Origin of the sequence: Actinomadura gamaensis (genome assembly GCF_042652125.1) — a bacterium.
Lineage (GTDB): Bacteria > Actinomycetota > Actinomycetes > Streptosporangiales > Streptosporangiaceae > Spirillospora > Spirillospora gamaensis.
In genome coordinates this window covers 99,715-124,436 of record NZ_JBHSIT010000006.1, presented here as the reverse complement: position 1 = coordinate 124,436, position 24,722 = coordinate 99,715, and the positions used below count along the sequence as shown (strand labels likewise).

Annotated in this window: 6 protein-coding genes; all 6 read right to left on the bottom strand. The window is 74.0% G+C overall.

Annotation, left to right across the window (positions count from 1 at the left end; all coding sequences use genetic code 11):
• Nucleotides 1-19: 19 nt before the first annotated feature.
• From ACFPCY_RS21170 to ACFPCY_RS21145, 6 genes are read right to left on the bottom strand one after another with little or no spacing between them, the layout of a single operon-like run.
• Nucleotides 20-769 carry a thioesterase II family protein gene (locus ACFPCY_RS21170; protein ID WP_378257692.1) on the bottom strand — a complete coding sequence of 250 codons (750 nt, stop codon included), beginning with the start codon at nt 767-769 and terminating at the stop codon, nt 20-22.
• Nucleotides 766-1,521: a GNAT family N-acetyltransferase gene (locus ACFPCY_RS21165; RefSeq protein WP_378257690.1), complete on the bottom strand. Its 756-nt coding sequence runs from the start codon at nt 1,519-1,521 to the stop codon at nt 766-768. Before ACFPCY_RS21165 ends, ACFPCY_RS21170 begins: the two co-directional genes overlap by 4 nt.
• Nucleotides 1,514-1,723 carry an MbtH family protein gene (locus ACFPCY_RS21160; protein ID WP_378257687.1) on the bottom strand — a complete coding sequence of 70 codons (210 nt, stop codon included), beginning with the start codon at nt 1,721-1,723 and terminating at the stop codon, nt 1,514-1,516. Before ACFPCY_RS21160 ends, ACFPCY_RS21165 begins: the two co-directional genes overlap by 8 nt.
• Nucleotides 1,720-5,676 (bottom strand): amino acid adenylation domain-containing protein, encoded by a 3,957-nt coding sequence (locus ACFPCY_RS21155; protein ID WP_378257685.1) that lies wholly within the window; start codon nt 5,674-5,676, stop codon nt 1,720-1,722. The genes ACFPCY_RS21160 and ACFPCY_RS21155 overlap by 4 nt, the downstream gene beginning before the upstream one ends.
• Entirely contained in the window at nt 5,673-13,328 is a 7,656-nt protein-coding gene (locus ACFPCY_RS21150) for an amino acid adenylation domain-containing protein (RefSeq protein WP_378257683.1), read from the bottom strand. Before ACFPCY_RS21150 ends, ACFPCY_RS21155 begins: the two co-directional genes overlap by 4 nt.
• Nucleotides 13,325-24,295 carry an amino acid adenylation domain-containing protein gene (locus ACFPCY_RS21145; RefSeq protein WP_378257680.1) on the bottom strand — a complete coding sequence of 3,657 codons (10,971 nt, stop codon included), beginning with the start codon at nt 24,293-24,295 and terminating at the stop codon, nt 13,325-13,327. Before ACFPCY_RS21145 ends, ACFPCY_RS21150 begins: the two co-directional genes overlap by 4 nt.
• Between the last annotated feature and the right edge of the window lie 427 nt (nt 24,296-24,722).

Sequence of the window (24,722 nt, the reverse complement as noted above, 5' to 3'; positions counted from 1 at the left end):
TCCTCCGGGGGGTTCCGGCTCAGTGCCCCGAGGCGGGCACCTGGAGCCGGGCCAGCACCTCGCGGACCACCGCGTCCCGCTGGGGCTGCAAGTAGAAGTGGTCGCCGGGGAGCACCTTCAGGGCGAACCCGGCGGACGTGGTCGCGCGCCACCGTTCGGCCTTCTCGACCGGCACGTCCGGGTCGGCGTCGCCGACGATCGCGGTGACCGGGACGTCGAGCGGCGGCGCGTCCTCGCGCGGCCGGTACGACTCGACCAGCGCGAAGTCGTTGCGGACGTACGGCAGGACCAGTTCGCGCAGTTCGGGGTCGCGCAGCGCGTCCGCGTCGGAGCCGCCGAGCGCGACCATCTCGGCCACCACGCCGTCGTCGTCGAGCGTCGAGATCCTTCGTCTCAGGTCGTCCCACGCCTGCGGGGCGCGCGCCCCGGACGCGAACAGGTGCGCCAGCGGCAGGCCGCGCTCGCGCATGAGCCGCGCCGTCTCGTAGGCGACCAGCGCGCCCATGCTGTGCCCGAACAGCACGGCCGGGCGGTCGGCGTGCTGCGCGATCGCCCCGGCCACGAGCCGCGCGAGCCGGTGCGCGTCCGGGATCAGCGCGTCCGCGATCCGGTCGGCCCGGCCCGGGTACTGGACGGCGTGCACCTCCACCGCGGGCCCGACCGCCTCGGCCCAGCTCCGGTAGAAGACCGCCGACCCGCCCGCGTGCGGGAAGCAGAACATGCGGAGCGGAGCCCACGGACGGCTGACCACGCAGCGGAACCAGGTCATGGGACGAGATCCTCGACTTCCTCGGGAACGCGGACCGCGTCCCCGGCGGTGCGGACGGCGGCGCGGCGCGGATCGTGCGGGAGCGGCCAGGGCGCCAGGCGCGGATCGGGGACGAGCTTGGGCCGGGTCGTCTCGGCGGCGACGGTGAAGCCGCGCCGCCGGTAGTTGGCGATGGCGTTCGGGTGGTCCAGGCTGCTGGTGCGCAGCCAGACGCGCGTGGCGGGGCCGGACCGCTCGGCCCACAGCCGCCCGCGCTGCCAGGCGCGGCGGGTGCACTGCTCGACCAGGTAGCCGCCGTAGCGGCGGCCGACGAACGCCGGGGTCAGGCCGACGAGGTGGATCTCGGTGTCGCCGCCCGGCTGGGCCTCGATCTCGAAGTACCCGGCGAGGGTGCCCTCGGCCATGGCGATCCAGGTGGACAGCTCGGGCCGGTCCACCCAGCGGGCCCAGTCCGCGTGCGACCAGCCGAACCGGTCGGTCCAGCAGACCCGCGCGCCGACCGCGGCGTAGAGGGCGCGGTTGACGTCCGGGGACGGCACCCGGGCGAGCGTGAAGGTCATCTCGACGGACGGCAGCGGCGCCGGGCGGAGCCGGGCGGGGTCGCGCATCTCCATCGTCCACTCGGTGACCGCCGGGACCTCGACCGGCCCCGGGCCGGGGCGCGCCTCGGGGACCGTGCCGGGAGCCGGGCCGGCGGCGGCCGTGCCGGGAGCCGGGCCGGCGGCGGCCGGGTCGGGGGCCGGGTCAGCCACCCATGGCCTCCACCAGGCTGTTCGGGCGCATGTCGGTCCAGTGTGTCTCGACGTACTCCACGCAGGCGGCGCGGGTGTCGGCCTGCTTGGCGACCGTCCAGCCGGCGGGGACCTCGGCGAACGACGGCCAGAGCGAGTACTGCCCCTCGCCGTTCACCAGCACGAGGTACGTGCCGTCGGGGTCCTCGAACGGGTTGGTCATGGGGTGATCCTTCCGGGGAGGGGATTTGTCAGGTTAGCGTGCGCTTTGTCGAGTTCAGCGGCGAGGACGGGCCCCATCACGGCCACCGGCCCGGGCTCCATCAGCGCGTGGTGCTCGGCGTCCACGGGATGCTCGGTGACGCGGCCGTCCACGACCGCGCCCCAGTGCGGGACGGGATCGGGGGCGCCCTCCGGACGGTCCCGGAGCGCGGTGAAGAACATCAGGTCGCCGCGGAACGCGCCGGGCCGGTAGGTCTCGGCCTGGCGGATGCCCGCCTGGTAGGCGCGGAACACCCGGACGAGGTCGTCCGCGCCGAGGGTGGACAGGGCGTCGCCGCGCGCGGCGAGCAGCTCCATGATCTTCTGGACGTCGGGCTCGCCGTCCGCGATGACCGCTGCCGGATCCATCCCGATCGCGCCGAGCACCTCGGGCAGCACGTCGCGCTCGGCGGAGTCGAGGTCCTGCCCGTGGTAGGAGTCGATCAGCGCGAGCAGCGCGACCTCCTCACCCGCCGCCTGCAACCGGCACGCCATCTCGTAGGCGATGAGCCCGCCCAGCGACCATCCCGCCAGGTGGTACGGGCCGTGCGGCTGGACGGTCCGGATGAGCTCGGCGTAGTCGGCGGCCATCGCCGCGACGTCGGCGGCGGGTTCCGCGCCCGTGAACACCCGCGACTGCAACCCGTACACCGGCTGGTCGGCCGGAAGGTGGGCCTGGAACTGCATGTAACCCCAGGCCAGGCCGCCCGCCGGATGCACGAGGAACAGCGGCGGCCTCGTGCCGGTCGCGCGGATCGGCAGCAGCGGCTCGAAACCGACGGACGCGTCGGCGTCCGCGCGGTTCACGAGCCGCTCGACGGTCTGGTGGGTGAACACGTCGCGCGGCGTCAGCTCGACGCCCGCCTGCTTCGCCCGGCTGACGAGCCTCAGCGCGGTGACGCTGTCGCCGCCGAGGTCGAAGAACGACACGTCCGCGCCGACCCGGCTCAGGCCGAGGACCTCGGCGAACACCGCGCAGAGCGTCTCCTCCTCGGGGCTCTCCGGCGCGCGTCCGGCGGCGGCCTCGGCGAAGTCCGGGACGGGCAGGGCGCGCCGGTCGAGCTTGCCGTTCGGGCCGAGCGGCAGCGTGTCCAGCGCGACGATCGCGGACGGCACCATGTACTCGGGCAGCCGCGCGGCGAGCGCCCGGCGCAGCGAGGCGGTGTCGAGGGCGGTTCCGGCTGCCGGGACGGCGTAGCCGACCAGCCGCTTCACGCCCGCGTCCCGGTGGACGAGGACGGCGGCGTGCGCGACGTTCTCCGCGGCGGCCAGCGCGGTCTCGATCTCCCCCAGCTCGATCCGGAAGCCGCGGATCTTCACCTGGAAGTCGACCCGGTCGACGTATTCGAGGGTGCCGTCGTCGCGCCACCGGACCAGGTCGCCCGTCCGGTACATGCGGGTTCCGGGCGGGCCGAAGGGGTCGGCGACCCAGCGTTCGGCGGTCAGGCCGGGACGGTGCAGGTAGCCGCGCCCGACGCCGGAGCCCGCGATGTACGCCTCGCCGGTGACGCCGGGCGGAACCGGGCGCAGCGCCTCGTCCAGCACGTAGAGCCGCATGTCGGCGATCGGGCGGCCGAGGACGGGCGTGTTCTCGGACGGGTCCGCCAGCGCGTCCCGCATCCCGACGATCGTCGTGTAGGTCGTGCATTCGGTCGGGCCGTAAACGTTGCCGACCTCGGTGTCCGGGCAGGCGGCGAGGACCTTGCGCATCGCCGCGACCGAGCCGGTCTCGCCGCCGGTCAGCACCTCGCGCAGCCCGGCGAACGCCTCCGGCCGCTCCTCGGCGACCAGGTTGAACAGGGTGGTGGTGATGAAGATCCCGGTGACGTCCCCGGCGGCGACGAGGCGTTCGAGCTCGGCGGCGTCGACGCGTCCGGGCGGGGCCAGCACCGACGTGCCGCCCGCGAGCAGCGGCACCCACAGCTCGTAGGTGGACGCGTCGAACGCGTGCGGCGAGTGGACGAGCACCCGGTCGTGCGCGCCGTTCCGCATCGCCGGTTCGGTGGCGAGGTCCACGACGTTCCGGTGGGTGAGCATCGCGCCCTTGGGCAGGCCGGTCGAACCGGACGTGAACATCACGTACGCGACCTGCTCGGGATGGACGTCCACGCCGGGATCGGTGTCCGGGCGTGACGCCAGGTCCGGTTCCCGGTCGATGACGATGATCTCGGCGCCGGTCTCCAGGCCCTCGACGCGGGGCAGCATCGCCGAGTCGACGAGCAGGACCGGCGCGTTGACCTCGGCGACCGCCCACTGCACGCGGTCCCGCGGGTAGCTGTGGTGGATCGGCGCGTAGGCGCCGCCCGCCTTGAGGATGCCGAGCGTCGCGACGACGACGTCCGCCGACCGCTCGACGAGCATCGCGACGCGCGTCTCGCGCTCGACACCACGCGCGCGCAGGAGGTGCGCGAGCCGGTTGGCGCGCTTGTCCAGCTCGCCGAAGGAGACGCTGCCGTCGGGCGTGCGGAGCGCTTCGCGGTCGGGGTCGGCTCCGGCGAGGGCGGCGATGCGTCCGGTGATCGTCTCCGGGACGCGTCCGACCGTCTCGCCCTGCCACTCGCCGAGGACCTTGCGGCGCTCATCCTCCGAAAGGACGTCGATGCGCGCGAGCGGGACGTCCGGACCATCGGCGACGGCGCGCAGGACGCGCAGCAGCCGGTCCATGATCTGCTCGGCCTGCTCTGCGGTGAACAGGTCGGTGCGGTGGTCGAGGCGCAGCGACAGCCGCTCGCCGGGGACGGCCGCGAGCGCGAGCGGGTAGTGCGAGGCGTCGTAGCCGCCGACGCCGTGCAGCGTCAGCCCGCCGAGATCCGTCCCGGCGGCCTCCGGGTCGAACGGGTAGTTCTCCAGCACGGTCATCGTGTCGAAGAGCGTGCCGACGCCGGACAGCCGCTGGATGTCGGTCAGCCCGAGATGGTGGTGCGGCAGCAGGTCGGCCTGCTCGCCCTGGAGGTTCGCGAGCGCCCGCGCCACGGTGTCCTGCGGCCGGACGCGCACCCGCACCGGGAGCGTGTTGATGAACAGGCCGATCATCTGCTCGACGCCCGGCAGCTCGGGCGGACGGCCCGACACCGCCGCGCCGAACGTCACGTCGTCGCGTCCGGTGAGCCTTCCGAGGAGCACGCCCCACGCCAGTTGCAGGACGGTGTTGAGCGTGACGTTGTGCGCGCGGGCCCGGTCGGCGAGCGCCTTGGTGAACCCCGCGTCCAGCTCGCGGCGGACGCGGCCCGGCTCGGCGTGGCCCGGCGGCTCGGGCGCGCCGGGAGCCACGAGCGTGGGCTCGTCGATGCCGGCCAGGGCGCTGTGCCATGCCTTCTCGGCGGCCTCGCGGTCCTGCTCGGCGAGCCAGGCGAGGTAGTTCTTGTACGGGGTGACGCGCGGCAGGCCGCTGTCGTCGCCCCTGGTCAGGTACAGCGCGAACAGCTCGGTCTGGAGGATCGGGGTGGACCAGCCGTCCAGCAGGATGTGGTGGTTGGTGAACACCATGCGGTGCCGGTCGTCCGCCAGCCGGACCAGGACGAACCGGAGCAGCGGCGGCCTGGCCAGGTCGAACGGCCGCGCCCGCTCGCGGTCCGCGATCGCCGCCGCCTCCGCCTCGGCCTCGGCGTCCGGGCGGCCGGTGAGGTCGATCTCCTCCCACGGCGTCCGCACCTCGCGGACGATCGCCTGGACGGGCGTGCCGTCCTTGCGCTGCCGGAACGCCGCGCGCAGGTTCGCGTGCCGCCGCAGCAGCGCCGCGGCGGCCGACTTCAGCGCGGCGGCGTCCAGCTTCCCGCGCAGCTCGAACACGACCTGCGCGGTGTAGACGTCGGCGCCGGAGTCGGCGTAGCGGCCGTGGAAGTACAGGCCGCGCTGGAGCGGCGACAGCGGCCAGACGTCCTGGAGCTGCGACGGCTTCTTCGGTTCGGCGCTCAATCCAGCTCCCCGTCGGAAAGGTCGTCGAGTTCGGCGGCCAGCTCGTCGATCTCGTCCTGGTCGATCTCCACCAGGGCCAGGTCGGACGGGGTGAACCCGCCGCCCGCGCCCTCGGTCACGTGCGCCACCAGCCCGCGCAGCGCGGCGGTCCAGCGCTCGGCGAGCGCCGCGACGCGCGGCTCGTCGAACAGCCCGCCCGCGTACGTCCAGGTCGCCGACAGCACCGGCCCGGACGGCAGGTCACGGGTGTGCGCGTTGACCTCCAGGGCGTGGACGAGCGCGAGCGCGTCGTCCTGGCCGCCGGCGAGCGCGGCGTTGTCGTCCGGTCCGGCGGGCGACCAGTCCGCGCCGTCCTCGGCCGCGGCCGTCCGGCCGAGGTAGTTGAAGGCGATCTGCGGGGTCTCGCGAGCTTCGCCCTGGTCGGTGAGGAGGCCGAAGCCGATCCCGTTGTCCGGGACGCGGCGGAGCTGCTCCTTGACCCGCTTGAGCGCGTCGCCGACCGCCGTGCCGCCGGCCTCGACCTCGTGCCAGGGCGGCGCGCCCGCGTCGAGCGCGACGGGGAAGATCGAGGTGAACCAGCCGACCGTCCGGGACAGGTCCACGCCGGGGACGATCTCCTCGCGCCCGTGCCCTTCGAGATCGACGAGGACGGCCGAACCGCCGTCCCCGCGCCAGTCGGCGACGGCGAGGGCGAGCGCGGTGAGCAGCACGTCGTTCGCTCGGGCGTGGAACGCCGCGGGAACGTCGGTCAGCAGCGGGCCGGTCACGTCGGCGGGCAGCTCGACGGTGAGATGCCGGGCCGTGCCGAACGTGTCGATCGCCGGATCGAGCCGCCGGTCCGCCAGCCCGGGATCCGGCGTCGCCTCGATCTCGCGCCAGAGCGCGGCCTCTGCGGCGCGCTCGGGGCTCGCGGCCTCGGCGACGAGCTTCTGCGCCCAGCGCCGGAACGACGTCGGGACGGGTTCCAGCTCCGCCCCCGCCCAGGCGGCGACGAGGTCCGGCAGGACGATCCGCCAGGACACGCCGTCCACGACCAGGTGATGCGCCGTGACGAGCAGCCGCCCGCGCCGGTCCGGCCCGGCGTCGAACCAGACGGCCTGGACCATGACGCCGTCCTCGGGCGCGAGGCGTCGGCGCGCTTCCAGGGATTCGCGGTGCAGGACGCTTCTGAGCGCGGCGTCGTCCAGGCCCTCGACGTCCACGCGGCGGACGAGCCGCGACGCGTCCACGGAGCCGGGCGCGGGCACCTCGAACACTCCGCCGGCGGCGCGCAGGCGGAGCATGTCGTGGTGGTCGAGGACGGTCTGGACCGCCGCGCTCAGCCGGGGAAGGCCGAGGTCCGGCGGGGTGACCAGCAGCATCCGCTGGCTGTAGTCGCCGGTCGGGCCGGTCAGTCCGCCGAACCAGCGCATGATCGGCGTCGGCGGGATCGCGCCGAGCGCCGCGCCGGGCGCCTCCGCCTCGGCCTGCTCCGCCTCACCGACCGGCTGCGCGACGGCCGCCAGCTCCTCGACCGTCTGGTGCTGGAACACGTCCCGAGGGGAGATCACCAGGCCCTGCTGGCGGGCGCGGGAGACGAGCTGGATCGCGATGATCGAGTCACCGCCGAGGTCGAAGAACCCGTCGTCGATGCCGACTCTTTCGAGGCCGAGAACCTCGGCGAACAGCGCGACGAGGGTCTCTTCTTCCTGCGTGCGGGGTGCGCGCGAGTGGATCTTGGCTTGGAAGTCGGGTGCGGGCAGCGCCTTGCGGTCGAGCTTCCCGTTCGAGGTGAGCGGGAGCGCGTCGAGCGTGACCACGGTCGCGGGGACCATGTAGTCGGGAAGCGCGGCGTTGACGAAGCGGCGCAGGTCAGCGGCATCGAGGACGGTCCCGGGGGTGGCCGGGACGGCGTAGGCGATCAGCTTCTCGTCCCGGACGATCACGGCCGCGTCGGCGACCGTCTCGTGCCTGACCAGCGCCGACTCGATCTCGCCCAGCTCGATCCGGAACCCGCGCAACTGAACCTGCTGGTCGGAACGGCCCAGGTATTCGAGCGTGCCGTCCTTGCGCCAGCGTCCCAGGTCGCCCGTGCGGTACATGCGCTCACCGGACTTGCCGAACGGATCGGCCACGAACCGCTCGGCAGTCAGACTGGGCCGGTTCAGGTAACCGCGCGCGAGACCCGCGCCCGCGACGTACAGCTCGCCGGCCACACCGGGCGGGACGGGCTGGAGCCGCTCGTCCAGCACGTAAACGCGCAGGTCAGGGATGCCGACACCGATCACGCTGCCCGGCGCGGTCGCCGCATGAACCTGGTCAAGCGCGATGTACGAGACGTGAACCGTGGTCTCGGTGATCCCGTACATGTTGACCAGCGTCGGAGCATCCTCCGCGTGCCTGCTGTACCAGTCGTCGAGGCGACCGAGTTCTAGGGCCTCGCCGCCGAAGACGACGTAGCGGAGAGCCAGGTCAGTGCCCGGATTCTCCCGGTCGGCCGCCATGAGCTGGTAGAACGCCGACGGCGTCTGGTTCAGAACCGTGACCTTCTCGGCGGCCAGTAGTTTCAGGAACTCGGCCGGCGAACGCGACGTCAGGTACGGGACGACCACGAGCCGACCGCCGTACAGCAGCGGCCCCCACAGCTCCCACACCGAGAAGTCGAACGCGTAGGAGTGGAACAGCGTCCACACATCGTCCGGGCCGAAAGAGAACCAGCGCTGAGTGGAACGCAGCAGGCGCACCACGTTCTGGTGCGGGACCACCACGCCTTTCGGACGGCCCGTCGAACCCGAGGTGTAGATCACGTACGCCGGATTGTCCGGCGAGATGTGCACGTCATCGAGGTTTTCGGACGAGTAATCGCCGTCCACCTCGACGCTGGACACCGTGAGGACGGGCGCGGCGTCCTCGATCATGTACGCGATCCGGTCGGCCGGGTAATCCGGGTCGATCGGGACGTACGCGGCGCCCGTCTTCAGCACGGCCAGCACGCCGATGACCAGGTCGGCCGATCGGGGCAGTTCCAGCGCGACGAACGTCTCCGGGCCCGCGCCCTGCGCGACCAGATGCCGGGCCAGGCGGTTCGCAGCCGCGTTGACCTCGGCGTACGTCCACGAGCGGCCCTCGAAGCTCACGGCCACAGCGGACGGACGAGCCGCGACCTGCGCCTCGAACAGCGCGGGGATCGTCGTGCGCTCGGCGACCGGAGCCGAGCCGCCCGCCCACTTGCGCAGGATCGTGCGCCGTTCGCTGCGGTCGATGATCTCGGCGGTGGAGATCGGCTCGTCGGGGGCGTCCACGACCTCGCGGAGGAGCCGTACGAAGCGGGCGGCCAGGGAGGACGCCGTGTCCGGGTCGAAGAGGTCGAGCGCGTACTCCAGCCCGGCCGAGATCCCGGCCGGGGCGCCGGAGTCGTCGGCGCGTTCCTGCAGGTAGAGCGAGAGGTCGTACTTGGCGGTGCCGAGCGGGAGGTCCACCGGACCGCCGGTGAGGCCGTCGAGTTCGAGCGTCGCCTCGGGGTTGTTCTGGAAGGCCAGCGCGACCTGGAACAGCGGGTGCCGGGCCATGGAGCGGGCCGGGTTGAGCACGTCCACGAGCCGCTCGAACGGGACGTCCTGGTGCGCGTAGGCGGCGAGGTCCGCTTCGCGCACGCGTGCGATCAGGTCCCGGAAGGACGGGTCGCCGGACGTGTCGGTGCGCAGGACGAGCATGTTGACGAACATGCCGACGAGATCGTCCAGGGCCTCGTCGGTGCGGCCCGCGATGGGCGAACCGATCGGAATGTCGGTTCCGGCGCCGAGCCGGGTCAGCAGCGCGGCGAACGCGGCCTGCATGACCATGAACAGGCTCGCGCCCGATTCGCGCGCCAGCCCGAGCAGCGCGCCGTGCAGCCCGGCGTCCAGCTCGAACGTGAACGTGCCGCCCCGGTAGGACGCCTCGGCCGGACGCGGACGGTCGGCAGGAAGCGAGAGTTCTTCCGGCAGCCCGTCCAGCGCGGACTTCCAGAACGCGATCTGCTCGGAGACCAGCGACGACGGGTCGTCCTCGGAGCCGAGAAGCGCGCGCTGCCAGAGCGTGTAGTCGGCGTACTGCACCGGCAGCGGCGCCCACGACGGCGCGTCGCCGGCGGCACGAGCCACGTACGCGAGGAGGACGTCGCGCGCGAGCGGCGCCATCGACCAGCCGTCCCCCGCGATGTGGTGCATGACCAGCAGCACGACGTGCCGTTCGGCGGAGAGCCGGAAGAGCGCGGCGCGCAGCGGCGGCTCGGCGGACAGGTCGAAGCCCTGGCCGACGATCGCGGCGAGGGCGAGCGGCAGTTCCTCGTCGGTCGTCCCGGTGACCGGGAGGCGGGGGCGGGCGGCGGCGGGGTCCAGGACGAGCTGGCGGGGCGTGCCGGCGACGTCCGGGAAGATCGTCCGCAGCGCCTCGTGCCGGGCGACGACGTCCGCCAGCGCCGCTTCGAGCGCGGACGGGTCGAGCGGGCCGTCCAGCCGGAGCGCGACGGGCATGTTGAACGTCGCGGACGGCCCGTCGAACCGGTTGAGGAACCAGAGCCGCCGCTGCGCGTACGACAGCGGCAGCACGTCCGGGCGCGCGGCCGGAACCAGTGCGGGACGGGACGCGCCGGACGCCGAGGCCAGCCGCGCCGAGAGCCCGGCGACGGTCGGCGCCTCGAACAGCGCCCGCACCGGAAGCTCGACGCCGAGCGCCGTGCGGATGCGGCTGACCAGGCGCGTCGCGGTGAGCGAGTCGCCGCCCAGCTCGAAGAACCCGTCGTCCACGCCGACCCGCGCGACGCCGAGGACCTCGCCGAACAGCCCGCAGAGGATCTCCTCCTGCGGCGAGCGCGGCCCGCGCCCGGCTCCGGCGGACGCGGCGTCCGGCGCGGGCAGGGCGCGCTTGTCGACCTTGCCGTTGACGGTCAGCGGCAGCGCGGGCAGGACGGTCAGGGACGGGACCATGTGGTCGGGCAGGTGCGCGGCGGCGTGGCGGCGCAGCGCGGCGGCGTCCACGGTCGCGGGCACGACGTACGCGGCGAGGCGCCTGTCCCCCGGCGCGTCCTCGCGGACGACGGCGACGGCCTGCCCGACCCCCTCGAACCGGGACAGCACGGTCTCGATCTCGCCGAGCTCCACCCGGAACCCGCGGATCTTGACCTGGTCGTCGGCGCGGCCGAGGAACCCGATCGTGCCGTCGGGGTTCCAGCGGGCGAGGTCGCCCGTCCGGTACATGCGGGCGCCGGGCGCGCCGAACGGGTCGGCGACGAACCGCTCGGCGGTCAGGGCCGTCCGGCCGAGGTAGCCGCGCGCGAGCTGCACGCCCGCCAGGTAAAGCTCGCCGGGGACGCCGACGGGCGCGGGCTGGAGCGCGGCGTCGAGCACGTAGGCGCGGGCGCCCGGATGCGGGCCGCCGACCGTGGGCCGGGGCGCGTCGGCGACGACGACGCTCATGGTGTCGACGGTCGCCTCGGTCGGGCCGTAGAAGTTGCGGACGGTCACGCCGTCGAGGGCGCGCAGGTCGTCCCAGAGCGCGTCGCCGATCGCCTCGCCGCCGATGAGCAGCTGCGACGGGCGGTGCGCGCCGTCCAGGAGGCCGGCCTCGCGGAGCGACTGGAAGTGCGAGGGCGTCGTGTTGACCAGGTCGATCCGCCGGGACGCGACGTAGGCGGCGTACGCCTCGACGTCGCGCCGGACGTCGTCGCCGATCAGGTGCAGCTCGTGGCCGTGGAACATCCAGAGGAGGCCCATCCACGAGGTGTCGAACGAGAACGACGCGAGGTGCGCGAACCGCATGCGCCGTCCGGCCTCGGCCTCCGCCGGCTCGAAGAAGCGGACGCGGTGCGCGTCGTAGTAGTTCAGGATTCCCGCGTGCGGGACGACGACGCCCTTAGGACGGCCCGTCGAACCGGACGTGTAGATGACGTAAGCGGCGTTCGCCGGGGAGACCGTTCGCGCGGGGTCGGTTGCGGGACGGTCCGCCGAGAACGCCTCGTGCGCGCGCGTGAGCGTGAGGGCCGGGTTCGCGTCGTCCAGCATGGACGCGATGCGGTCGTCCGGGTATTCGGGATCGACCGGAACGTACGCCGCGCCCGCCTTCAGGACGCCGAGGATCGCCACGACGATCTCCGGCGTCCGCGGCAGGACGAGCGCGACGCGGTCCTCGACGCCGATCCCGCGCGCGATCAGCTCGTGCGCGAGCCGGTTCGCGCGGGCGTTCAGCTCCGCGTAGGTCAGCGACAGATCGCCGCAGACGAGCGCGACGGCGTCGGGCGTGCGCGCGGCCTGCGCCTCGAAGAGGTCCACGACCGTCCCCGGGCGCGGCGTCACGGCCGTGTCGTTCCAGGCGGCGAAGCGCGCCAGCTCGCCGTCCCCGGTCAGGTCGAGCGCGCCGATCGGACGCCCGGGATCGTCCGCGAACCGCTCCAGGACGCGCCGGACCCGCCCGAGCAGCGCCTCGGCGACGTCCTCGGTGTAGACGTCGGGCCGGTAGTGCAGGCGAAGCGCCATGCGGTCCGGGCCGGGCGCGGCGACCAGCGACAGCGGGAAGTGCGTCGCGTCGTAGGCGTCCGCGCCGGTGATCCGGACGCCGTTCAGCGAGCCGTCCATGCTCGCCGGGTCGAACGGGTAGTTCTCCAGCACCGTCATGGTGTCGAAGAGCGCGCCGCCGTGCCCGGCCGCGCGCTGGATGTCGGTGAGGCCGAGGTGGTGGTGCGGGAGCAGGTCGGTCTGCTCCTCCTGGAGCCGCTCGACGAGCGCGCCGAACGGCTCGTCCGAGCGGAACCGCACGCGCACGGGGAGCGTGTTGATGAACAGGCCGATCATCTGCTCGACGCCCGGCAGGTCCGCGGGACGCCCCGAGACGGTCGCGCCGAACGCCACGTCGTCGCGGCCGAGCATCCGGCCGAGGACGATCCCCCACGCGGCCTGGATCACGGTGTTCAGCGTGGCGTTGTGGCGGCGCGCGACGCGCGTCAACTTGCGCGTGAACCGCTCTTCCAGCTCGGTGACGGCGCTGCCGGGCGGGACGGGCCGCCGCCCGGCCGCCTCCGGCGCCACGAGGCACGGCTCGTCCAGGCCGGACAGCGCCTTCTGCCAGGCGACCTCGGCGGCGGCGCGGTCCTGCTTGGCGAGCCAGGCGAGGTAGTTCTTGTACGGGGTGACGCGCGGGAACCCGGCGTCGTCGCCGCCCTGCACGTACAGCAGGAACAGCTCGGTCGCGAGGACGGGCGTGGACCAGCCGTCCAGCAGGATGTGGTGGTTCGTCAGGATCAGCCGGTGCCGGTCGGCCGCGAGCCGGACCAGGACGAACCGGAGCAGCGGCGGTTCGGTGAGCGCGAACGGGCGCTGCCGCTCGCGCGCGACGACCGCGTCCGCCTCCGCGCCGTCCGCCGCGTCGGTCTCCTCCCACGGCAGGTCCACCGACCGCGGGATCACCTGGACGGGCTTGGACAGGTCCTCGTGCCAGAACGCGGCCCGCAGGTTCGCGTGCCTGCGCAGCAGCGCCTCCGCCGACCGGCGCAGCGCCGCCGCGTCGAGCGGACCGTCGAGGTCCAGGACGAGCTGCGCGGTGTACACGTCGGACGCCGCGTCGTCGAGGACGGCGTGGAAGAAGAAACCCTGCTGCAACGGCGACAGCGGCAGGATGTCCTCGAGGTCCCCCCGGTTCACAGCCTGTTCCTCCACGCCTCTTGCAGGGTGTCGATCTCGCTCTGGTCCAGGTCGACCAGCAGGTCGGACGCGGTGAACCCGCCCGCGTCGCCGGACGCCGCGTGCGCGACCAGGCCGCGCAGCGCCGCGAACCACGTCTCCGCCAGGTCGCGGACGTCGTCCTCGCCGAGCAGGCCGTCCGGGTAGGTCCACACCGCGGTCAGCTCCGGCCCGGACGGCAGGTCGCGGGTCACGGCGTTGACCTCCAGCGCGTGCGCCATCGGCATGCGCGGGTCCTCACCGGCGGGCAGCTCCTCGGGCGCGACCGCCCAGTCGCCGTCGCCGCCCGACTCGACGCGTCCGAGGTAGTTGAACGCGAGCTGCGCGGGCGGCAGCTCCGCCAGCTCCGCGGCCTGGCCGGCGTCGCCGCAGTAACGCAGCAGGCCGTAGCCGAGGCCGCTGCCGCCGGGGACCGCGCGGAGCTGCTCCTTGACCTTCTTCAGCGCCGTCCCGACGACCGGTCCGCCGCGCTCGACCTCCGCCCAGTCGGTCGTGCCGGGGTCGAGCCGGACGGGATGGATCGCGGTGAACCAGCCGGCCGTCCGGGACAGGTCCACGCCCGGCACGACGTCCTCGCGGCCGTGCCCTTCGAGGTCGAGGAGCACGCCGCCGGTCGAGCGCCCGCCGCGCCGCCGGCGCCAGTGCGTCACGGCGAGCGCGAGCCCGGTCAGCAGGACGTCGTTGACGCGCCCGTGGTAGGCGGCCGGGACGTCGGTCAGCAGCGGCGCGGTGACCTCGGCGGGCAGCGTCAGCCGGACCGAGGCGGCGCGGGCCGCGATGTCCACGCGCGGGTCGAGCGGACGGTCGGCGAGATCCTGCTTCGGGCCGTCCACGATGTCGAGCCAGTCGTCCAGGTCGCCGGTGACGGCCTCGTCGGACGCGGCGTCCGCCAGCTTCTCCGCCCAGCGCCGGAACGAGGTCGGGACCGGGGCCGGCTCCATCCCCGCCCAGGCCGCGACGAGGTCCGGCAGGACGATCCGCCAGGACACGCCGTCCACGACGAGGTGGTGCAGGACGACCAGGAGGCGCCCGCGCTCCTCGCCCGCGTCGAGCCAGACGAGCCGCGCGACCTCGCCGCGCGCCGGGTCGAGCGCGTCCCGGGCCGCCGCGACCTGCTCGGCGACGGTCTCCTGGAGCTTGTCGGCGGACAGGCCCGCGACGTCCACGCGGGAGACCAGGCCGTCCGCCTCGACGCTCCCGGCGGGCCGGACGACCGGCCGCCAGTCCTCGCCGTCCACGTCGAGCGTGAGCCGGAGCATGTCGTGATGGTCAAGGACGCTCCGGAACGCCTCGGTGAGCCGCTCGACGCCCAGGCCGGGCGGCGTGACCAGCAGCGTCGCCTGGTGGAACCCGGAGATCAGCGAGGCGTCGCCGCCCACGCGGTCGCGCAGCCACCCGACGATCGGCGTGACCGGAACCGGGCCGGTGCCCGCGCCCGGCTCCTCGGCCTCGACCCGCTCGTCCGCGCCGACCGGCTGCGCAACCGCCGCGAGCTCGGCCACGCTCTGGTGCTGGAACACCTCCCGAGGGGAGATCGCCAGGCCCTGCTGGCGAGCGCGGGAGACGAGCTGGATCGCGATGATCGAGTCGCCGCCGAGGTCGAAGAACCCGTCGTCGATGCCGACTCCTTCGAGCCCGAGAACCTCGGCGAACAGCGCCGCGAGGATCTCTTCTTCCTGCGTGCGGGGTGCGCGCGAGTCGGTCTTGGCTTGGAATTCGGGCTCCGGGAGCGCCTTGCGGTCGAGCTTCCCGTTGACCGTCAGCGGCAGCGCGTCGAGCGGAACCACGGTCGCGGGGACCATGTAGTCGGGAAGCGTCGCGCTGACGAAGCGGCGCAGGCCAGCGGCATCGAGGGCGGTACCGGGCGTGGCGGGGACGGCGTAGGCGATCAGCTTCTCGTCCCGGACGATCACGGCCGCGTCGGCGACCGTCTCGTGCCTGACCAGCGCCGACTCGATCTCGCCCAGCTCGATCCGGAAGCCCCGGAGCTGAACCTGCTGGTCGGAACGGCCCAGGTATTCGAGCCGGCCGTCGCCCAGCCAGCGACCGAGGTCGCCCGTCCGGTACATGCGCGCGCCCGGCTCAGCACCGAACGGGTCGGCGACGAACCGCTCGGCGGTCAGACCGGGCCGGTTCAGGTAACCGCGCGCGAGGCCCGCGCCCGCGACGTACAGCTCGCCGGCCACACCGGCCGGGACGGGCTGGAGCCGCTCGTCCAGCACGTAAACGCGCAGGTCAGGGATGCCGACACCGATCACGCTGCCCGGCGCGGTCGCCGCGTAGGTGCGATCGAGTTCGACGTACGAGACGTGGACCGTGGTCTCGGTGATCCCGTACATGTTGACCAGCGCCGGAGCGTTCTCGGCATGACGGCTGTACCAGTCGTCCAGACGGCCCAGCTCAAGCGCCTCGCCGCCGAAGACGACGTAGCGGAGAGCCAGGTCGGTGCCCGGATTCTCCCGGTCGGCGGCCATGAGCTGGTAGAACGCCGAGGGCGTCTGGTTCAGAACCGTGACCTTCTCGGCGGCCAGCAGCTTCAGGAACTCGTCCGGCGAACGCGACGTCAGGTACGGGACGACCACGAGCCGACCGCCGTAGAGGAGCGAACCCCACAGCTCCCAGACGGTGAAGTCGAACGCATAGGAGTGGAACAGCGTCCACACATCGTCTGGCCCGAAGGAGAACCACTCCTCGGTCGAGCGCAGCAGGCGCACCACGTTCTGGTGCGGGACCACCACGCCCTTCGGACGACCCGTCGAACCCGACGTGTAGATCACATACGCCGGATTGTCCGGCGAGATCACCACGTCATCGAGGTTCTCGGACGAGTAGTCGCCGTCCACCTCGATGCTGGTCAGGGTCAGGACCGGGGCGGCGTCCTCGATCATGTACGCGATCCGGTCGGCCGGGTAGTCCGGATCGATCGGGACGTACGCGGCGCCCGTCTTCAGCACGGCCAGGATCGCGATCACCAGGTCGGCCGAGCGCGGGAACGACAGCGCGACGAACTGCTCGGGGCCGACGCCCTGCGCGACCAAGTGCCGGGCCAGGCGGTTCGCAGCCGCGTTGACCTCGGCGTACGTCCACGAGCGGCCCTCGAACGTCACCGCCGCCGCGGACGGACGCGAGGCCACCTGCGCCTCGAACAGCGCCGGGATCGTCGTGCGCTCGGCGGCACGAGCCGAGCCGCCCGCCCAGTCGTCGAGGATCGCGCGGCGCTCGGCCGGGTCGAGCACCTCGACGTCGCCGACGCGGGCGTCCGGCGACGCGAGCAGCGCGGTGAGGAAGCGCTCGAAGCGGGCGGCCAGCGCGGACGCGGTCGCCGGGTCGTACAGGTCGAGCGCGAACTCCAGCTCGCCGTCCAGCCCGGCCGGGGAGCCGTCCGCGCCGGTCCGCTCGGTGAGGACCATGAGCAGGTCGAACCGGGAGACGCCGGCGTCGAGCCGTTCGGGCGCGGCGGTGAAGCCGGGCAGCTCGACCCGCGCCTCGGGGTTGTTCTGGAAGGTCAGGCCGACCTGGAACAGGGGGTGGCGGCCGAGGTGGCGCGGCGGGTTGAGGACCTCGACGAGGCGCTCGAACGGGACGTCCTGGTGCGCGTAGGCGGCGAGGTCGGTCTCGCGGACGCGTCCGACCAGTTCGCGGAAGGTCGGGTTCCCGGACGTGTCGGTCCGGAAGACGAGCATGTTGACGAACATGCCGACGAGGTCGTCCAGGGCCTCGTCCGTGCGGCCCGCGATGGGCGAACCGATCGGGACGTCCGTCCCGGCGCCGAGCCGGGTCAGCAGCGCGGCGAACGCGGCCTGCGCGACCATGAACGGGCTCGCGCCGGTCTGGCGGGCCACCGCGAGCAGCGCCTCGTGCGTGGCGGGCGGCAGCGTGAAGCGGGTCGTCCCGCCTCGGTAGGACGCCTCGGCCGGGCGCGGACGGTCGGCGGGGAGCGGAAGCTCCTCCGGCAACCCGTTCAGCGCGGACTTCCAGAACGCGATCTGCTCGGAGACCAGCGACGACGGGTCGTCCTCGGAACCGAGCAGTTCCCGCGTCCAGAGCGTGTAGTCGGCGTACTGCACGGGCAGCGGCGCCCACGACGGCGCGTCGCCGGCGGCCCGCGAGACGTAGGCCGTGAGCAGGTCGCGAGCGAGCGGCGCCATCGACCAGCCGTCCCCCGCGATGTGGTGCATCAGCAGCAGCACGACGTGCTCGTCGGCCGAAAGGCGGAACAGGGAGGCGCGGAGCGGCGGTTCGGAGGAGATGTCGAAGGCGTGCCCGGCGGCCATACCGAGCCGCACCGGCAGCTCGGCCTCGGTCGTCTCGACGACGGAGAGTTCGGGCGTGGCGTCGTCGGGGGCGAGGACGAGCTGGCGCGGGACGCCGTCGGTGTCGGGCAGGACGGTCCGCAGCGACTCGTGGCGCCGGACGACGTCAGCGATCGCCTGGCGCAGCGCGGCCTCGTCCAGCGCGCCGCGGATCCGCAGCGCGACCGGCATGTTGTAGGTCGCGGACGGCCCCTCGAACCGGTTGAGGAACCAGAGCCGCTGCTGCCCGTGCGAGAGGGGCACGATGTCCGGGCGCGGACGCGCCGTCAGCGCCGGCCGTGTCGCCTCGGCCGCCTCCCCGCCCGCCGCCGCGCCGATGCGGGCGGCGAGCGCCTCGACGGTCGGGTGCTCGAACAGGGCCCGGACGGGCAGCTCGACGCCCAGCGCCCGCCGGACGCGGCTGACGACCCGCATCGCGATCAGCGAGTCGCCGCCGAGGTCGAAGAAGTCGTCGTCGAGCCCGGCGCGGTCCACCCCGAGCAGCTCGGCGAAGATCGCGGCGACGGCGGTCTCGCGGTCGTCGCGCGGCGCGCGGTACTCGCGCAGCGGGACGGTCAGCACCGGCTTGGGCAGCGCCTTGGTGTCGACCTTGCCGTTCGGGGTGAGCGGCAGCTCGTCCATGACCACGACGGCGGCCGGGACCATCGACTCGGGCAGGTGCTCGCGGACGTGCGCGCGCAGCTCCTCCGGGTCGAGGGTCGCGCCGGGCGCGGGGACGACGTACGCGACGAGCTTCCTGACCGGCGCGGCGGCCGAGCGGGACGCGGCGGCGAGCGTCGCGGACGGGTCCTGCGCGGCGAGCGCCGCGAACGCCTCGCGCAGCTCGCCGGCGTCGCCGGTCAGGTCGAGCGTCCCGACGGGCGCGTCGGGCGTCTCGGCGAGCGCCCGGACGAGCCCGACGAGCTGCGCGACCAGCAGCTCGGCCGTGGGCCGGTCGAACACGTCGGTGCGGAAGCCCAGCCGGAGCTGGAGTTCGGCGCCGGGAACGGCGTCCAGGGTGAGCGGGTAGTGCGTGGAGTCGAGCAGGTCCGCCCCGGCGAGCCGGGCGCCGGCGCCGATCTCCGCGCCGAGCAGGGACGAGTCGAGCGGGTAGTTCTCGAACACCGTCATGGTGTCGAACAGCGCGGGCACTCCGGCGAGGCGGTGCAGGTCTCCGAGGCCGTGGTGGTGGAACGGGATCAGCTCGGCCTGCTCGGCCTGGAGGCGCGCGAGCAGTCCGGCCGCCGGTTCGTCCGCGTCCAGCCGGACGCGGACGGGCAGCGTGTTGATGAACAGGCCGATCATCCGCTCGACGCCGGGCAGGTCCATCGGGCGTCCCGAGACGGTCGCGCCGAACACCACGTCGTCGCGGCCGAGCAGCCGGGCCAGCAGGAGGCCCCAGGCGGCCTGGACGACCGTGTTGGCGGTGACGCCGAGGCGGCGGGCGGTCCCGGCGACCGCCTCGGACAGCTCCGCGCCGAGCGGGACGCGGATCTTCTCCGGGAGGCCGGGCGGCGTGTCGGGCGCCCCGGGCGCGACGAGCGTGCCGCCGGGCAGGCCGTCCAGGGCCCTGCTCCAGGCGGCGCCGGCCTCGGCGCGGTCCTGCCGGGCGAGCCAGCCGAGGTAGTCCTTGTAGTCGGGGGCGCGCGGCGGGACCTGGCCGGTGTAGAGGGCGAGCAGTTCGGCGGCGAGGGTCGGCATCGACCAGCCGTCCAGGACGATGTGGTGGAAGGTGAGCAGCAGCCGGTACCGGCGCTCCCCCAGCGTCACCAGCGTGAACCGCAGGAACGGCGGCCGGGTGAGGTCGAACCGGCGGGTCCGCTCGGCCGCCATGAGCGCGGGCAGCGACGCCTCGTCCGCGCCGGTCTCGCGCCACAGCTCGTCGCCCGGCACCTGGCCGAGGGCGGTCTGGACGGGCTCCCCCGACACGGTCTGCGTGAACGCCGTGCGCAGCGACGGGTGCCGCGCGGGCAGCTCGAACGCGGCGTCCCGCAGGGCCGGGACGTCGAGGTCGCCGTCGAAGTCGAGGACGAGCTGGCCGGTGTAGACGTCGGTCGCGGACGCGTCGAGCAGCGCGTGGAAGTAGAGGCCCTGCTGGAGCGGCGCGAGCGGCCAGACGTCCACGAGGCCGGGGACGGTCCGGTCGAGCTCGGCGACGTCGGCGCGATCCAGGGCGACGAGCGGGAAGTCGGACGGGGTGTGGCCGGACTCCCCCGCGACCGCGAGGTCGCGCAGCGCGGTGAACCAGGCGTCGGCGAGCGCCCGGACGCCGGCCTCGTCGAGCACGCCGTCCGCCCAGGTCAGGGTGACCGACAGCTCGCCGAAGGCGGCGGGCGCGAGGGCGTCGATGGCCAGGGCGTGGCCGAGCGGCAGCGCGTCGTCCGCGCCGCCGGACACCGACGACACGCTCCAGTCGCCGTCGCCGGTCTCCATCCGGCCGAGGTAGTTGAAGACGATCTTCGGGACGGGCAGCGCGGCCAGCTCGGCGCGCGCCCCGTCGTGCAGGTGGCGGAGCAGGCCGAAGCCGATGCCGTTGTCCGGGATCGCGCGCAGCCGCTCCTTGGTCTCGCGCAGGTCGGCGGACGCGTCGAGCCGCACCGGGTACTTGCTGGTGAACCAGCCGACCGTGCGGGACAGGTCCACGCCGGGGAACAGGTCCTCGCGGCCGTGCCCCTCGATGTCCACCAGGACGGGGCTCGCGTCGCCGCGCCAGGCCGCGACCGCGCGGGCGAGGCCGGTGAGCAGCACGTCGGACGGCCGGCCGTGGATCGCGGCGGGCACGGTCGTCAGCACGGCGCGGGTCGTCGCCGCGTCGAGGGCGACCGTGAGGGAGCGGGCGGTGCCGTGGGTGTCGCGGGCCGGGTCGAGGGGACGCGCGCCGAACGGCACGTCCGGGACGTCGAGGATGCTCCGCCACAGCGGCAGCTCGCCGGCGCGGGCCGCGGCCTCTGCGGGCAGGCGCAGGGCCCAGTCCCGGAACGGCGTCCCGGTGGGTTGCAGGTCCGCGCCCGCCCAGGCGGCGACGAGGTCGGGCAGCAGGACGCGCCAGGACACGCCGTCCACGACGAGGTGGTGGACGACGACGAGCAGGCGGCCCGGGTCGTCGCCGGCGTCCAGCCAGACGAGCTGGACGTTGGTCCCGGACGCCGGGTCGAGCCGGTCGCGCGCGGCGGTCAGCTCCTCGGCGGCGACCTCGTCCACGTCGAGGCCCTGGACGTCCACTCGGCGGACGAGCGCGGCGGCGTCCGGCGCAGTGTTCGGCACGGTGGCCGGGATCTCCATCGTCCCGTCGTCGGCGAGGGTCAGCCGGAGCGCGTCGTGCTCGGCGAGCAGGACGCCGAGCGCCCGCGCGAGCGCGTCGGTGCCCAGCCGGGGCGGCGTGCGCAGCAGGACGCTCTGGTGGAACCCGGCGACCGGGCCGCCCAGCTCCCGCAGCCAGCACATGATCGGCGTCGCCGGGACCTCGCCGACCGGGTCCGCCGCGGGGGCCGCCTCGGGCTCGGCGGCGGTCGCGACGGCGGCCAGCTCGTCCACGGTCGGGCGCTGGAACACATCGCGCGGGGACAGCGCGAGCCCGGCGGCGCGGGCCCGCGACACCAGCCGCATCGCGATGATCGAGTCGCCGCCGAGGTCGAAGAACCCGTCGTCCAGGCCGACCCGGTCCAGCTCCAGGACCTCGGCGAACAGGGTGGCGAGGGTCCTCTCGACCGGGGTGCGCGGCGCGCGGAACGGGCGGTCGCCCGAGGCGGGGTCCGGCGCGGGCAGCGCCCGCACGTCGAGCTTGCCGTTGCCGGTGAGCGGCAGCGTCGGCAGCACGACGACGGCGCTCGGCACCATGTACTCCGGCAGCACGCCCGCGACGAACCGCCGGATCTCGGCGGGGTCGGGGGCGGCGCCGGCCGCGACGACGTAGCCGACCAGCCGCTTGCCGCCGGGCCGGTCCTCGCGGGCGACGACGGCGGCGTGCGCGACGTCCGGGTGCCGGGCCAGCGCGGCCTCGATCTCCCCCAGCTCGATCCGGAAGCCGCGGATCTTGACCTGCTGGTCGGCACGGTCCAGGTGCTCCAGCGTGCCGTCCGGGCGCAGCCGGACCAGGTCGCCCGTGCGGTACATGCGCTCGCCGGGCGGCCCGAACGGGCAGGCGACGAACGCGGCGGCGGTCAGGCCGGGCCGGTTGAGGTAGCCGCGCGCCACACCCGCGCCCGCCACGTACAGCTCGCCGGGCACGCCGACCGGGACGGGCCGCAGCGCGCGGTCCAGCACGTAGAGGCGGGTGTCGTCGAGGGCCGAGCCGATCGGGACGGACGGGTCGTCCGCCGCGACCGCGCCGCGCGTCTCGAACAGGGTCGTGTAGGTCGTGACCTCGGTCGGGCCGTAGGCGTTGAGGACGGCCGTGCCGGGGCAGGCGTCCAGGACGCGCGCGATCGCGGCGGCCGAGCCCGCCTCGCCGCCCAGCTCCAGCACGCGCAGCGGCGCGAACGCGGCGGGCCGCTCGGCCGCGACCAGGTTGAACAGGGACGTCGTCGCGAACAGGTACGTGACGCCGCCGGTCCGGATCGTCCGGTCGAGGACGTCGGCGTCGACGATGCCGGGCGCGGCGACGACGACGGTCGCGCCGCCGAGCAGGGGACGCCACATCTCCAGCGTGGACGCGTCGAACGCGTGCGCCGAGTGCAGCAGCATCCGGTCGCCGGGCTCCATCCGCGTCCGCGAGTCGGTCGCGTAGTCGACCACCGCCCGGTGGCTGACCCCCACGCCCTTGGGCAGGCCGGTGGAGCCGGAGGTGAAGATGCCGTAGGCGAGCTGATCGGGGTGGGCGGCCGGGAGATCCCCGAGCCGGACGGAAGCGTCCGACGCCGGGTCGTCCGGCGCCGGGTCGTCCACGACGAGCAGCGTGATCCCGGCGTGGTGGGCGTCGGCGAGCCAGGGGTTGCGGTCCAGCATCGCGCGGTCGGTGAGCAGGACGGTCGCGCCGGTGTCGCGCATCAGCCACGCCACCCGGTCGGCCGGGAAGGAGTGGTGGACGGGCACGTAGTGACCGCCCGCCTTGAGGATCGCCAGGGACGACACGACGATCTCGGGCGACCGGTCGAGCAGCGTCGCGACCGGGCGCTCGGGACCGACGCCGAGCCCGGCGAGCCGGCGCGCGAGGCGGTCGGTGCGGGCGTCCAGCTCGGCGTAGCTGAACCGGACCGCGCCGTCGGCGGTCTCCAGGGCGGGCGCGTCCGGCGCTTCGGCGACGCGCTTGGCGAAGACCTCGGTGACGGTGGCGGCGGGACGCCCGGTCTCGGGCCCGTTCCAGCGGGTGAGGAGCTCGGCGCGCTCGTCGCCGGTGAGCAGCGGCAGGTCGCCGATCCGGGTGGCCGGGTCGGCGGCGGCGAGCGTGCGCAGGAACCGGACGTGCCGCTCGTGGTGCGCGGCGAGCTCGTCGGCGGAGTACAGGGCCGGGTGGCCGTCCAGGTCGATGCGCGTGCCGCGGCCGTCCAGACCGTCGTGGACGTTGAACGCGATGTCCTCGGTCAGGCCGAGCGCGAGGGGGTGCGCGGTGGCGCGGCTGCCCGCGAAGTCCGCCGTGTAGTCGAACGGCATGATGTTGACGATCGCGCCGTACAGGCGGCGGCCGTCGGCGAGCAGGCCGAGGTCGCGGCGCAGGTCCTCGACGCGGTAGCGCTGGTGCCGCAGGGCGCGGGCGGTCGCCCGGGACACCGAGCGGGTCAGCTCCTCGACGGTCAGGCCCGGGTCCACGGTCACCCGCAGCGGGACGATGTTGGACATCATCGTCGGGGTCGTCCGGGCCAGCTCGGTGGTGCGGCCGGTCACCGCGAGGCCGAGGACGACCTCGTCCACGCCCGTGACGCGGGCCATGTAGGCGGCGGTCGCGGCGATCGCCAGGCCGGGCGTCGCGGTGCGCAGGCGGCGCGCGGCGGCGGCCAGCTCCGCGCTGCCCGCCGCGTCCAGCGTGGTGGAGCTGCGCAGGAAGTCCATGGTCGGCGGCGCGGTCCGCGAGGTGAACGTGACGACCTCGGGGAGGTCGGCGAACCGCTCGGTCCAGTAGGCGCGGTCCTGCGCGAACCGCTCGGACGCGCGGTAGGCGGCGTCCTCGGCGAGCAGCGCCCGGTAGTCGCCGCGCTCGCGCGGCTCGTACTCGCCGCCCGCGACCAGCAGGTTGTAGACCTCGGCCATCCGGGCGTTGACCATGGACCCGGCGAAGCCGTCCACCGCGACGTGGTGCGCGCGCAGGTACCAGCGGTGCAGCTCCGGGCCGAGGCGCAGGACCCGCATGGTGTAGAGGCGTTCGCCGTACAGGTCCATCGGGGCGGCCATGTCGGCGCGGATCCAGGCGTCCGCGGCGGCGCGCGGGTCGGGTTCGGCCGAGAAGTCGAGGGTGGGAATGGCCGCCAGGGTGTCGGTGGCAATGGTCTGGAACGGCGTCCCGTCGCGTTCGGTCAACCGGATCTGCATACCCGGGAACTCGCGGGTCCCCAGGGTCGCGAGGCGGTCGAACAGCGCAGGGTCGAGCGGTCCCTCGATCTCGATGTACTGCGCGATGCAGATCGGCACCTCGGGATTGAGCTGCTGGGCGTACCAGACGCTCTGCTGCGCGGCCGAAAGAGGAACGAACTCGCTGGGGGACATTCAGTGGAACTTTCCCGGTCGAAGGGGGTCGGCGCTCCCCGGGCGGCAGGATCGGACGCCCGTGCCGGGAAGGCACGCGAAAATGCGAAAAGCGTTGCACACGAAAACCGTCGGGTAGCGCGTATCCCCTTTCCCCGAGCCCCTTCGGAACGTCTCACCCGGCCGCGCGCCCGGCCGTGGCGGAACACGTCTGCCACCAGGGCCCCGACCGTGTGTCCGGGCGGGAGCGCCACTGCTTTCGCCCGGTGCCGAGGTCCCCTCGACCCGCACCTCTACTGAGGAGTAGCAGAGGCTCAGTTAACCAGCCCGTCACATGCCCCGCAATCCCCCCGAAAGTAGAACTTGACCTCTGCAATCACTAACCAAGGTGACAAAACCCCACCGCTGAACGTTCGCTGAGTGAACGCGGACGCGCGGGATGTGACAA

Coding starts and splice junctions, on each gene's coding strand:
- ACFPCY_RS21170 (WP_378257692.1), bottom strand. CDS start 769: ATGACCTGGTTCCGCTGCGTGGTCAGCCGTCCGTGGGCTCCGCTCCGC.
- ACFPCY_RS21160 (WP_378257687.1), bottom strand. CDS start 1,723: ATGACCAACCCGTTCGAGGACCCCGACGGCACGTACCTCGTGCTGGTG.
- ACFPCY_RS21145 (WP_378257680.1), bottom strand. CDS start 24,295: ATGTCCCCCAGCGAGTTCGTTCCTCTTTCGGCCGCGCAGCAGAGCGTC.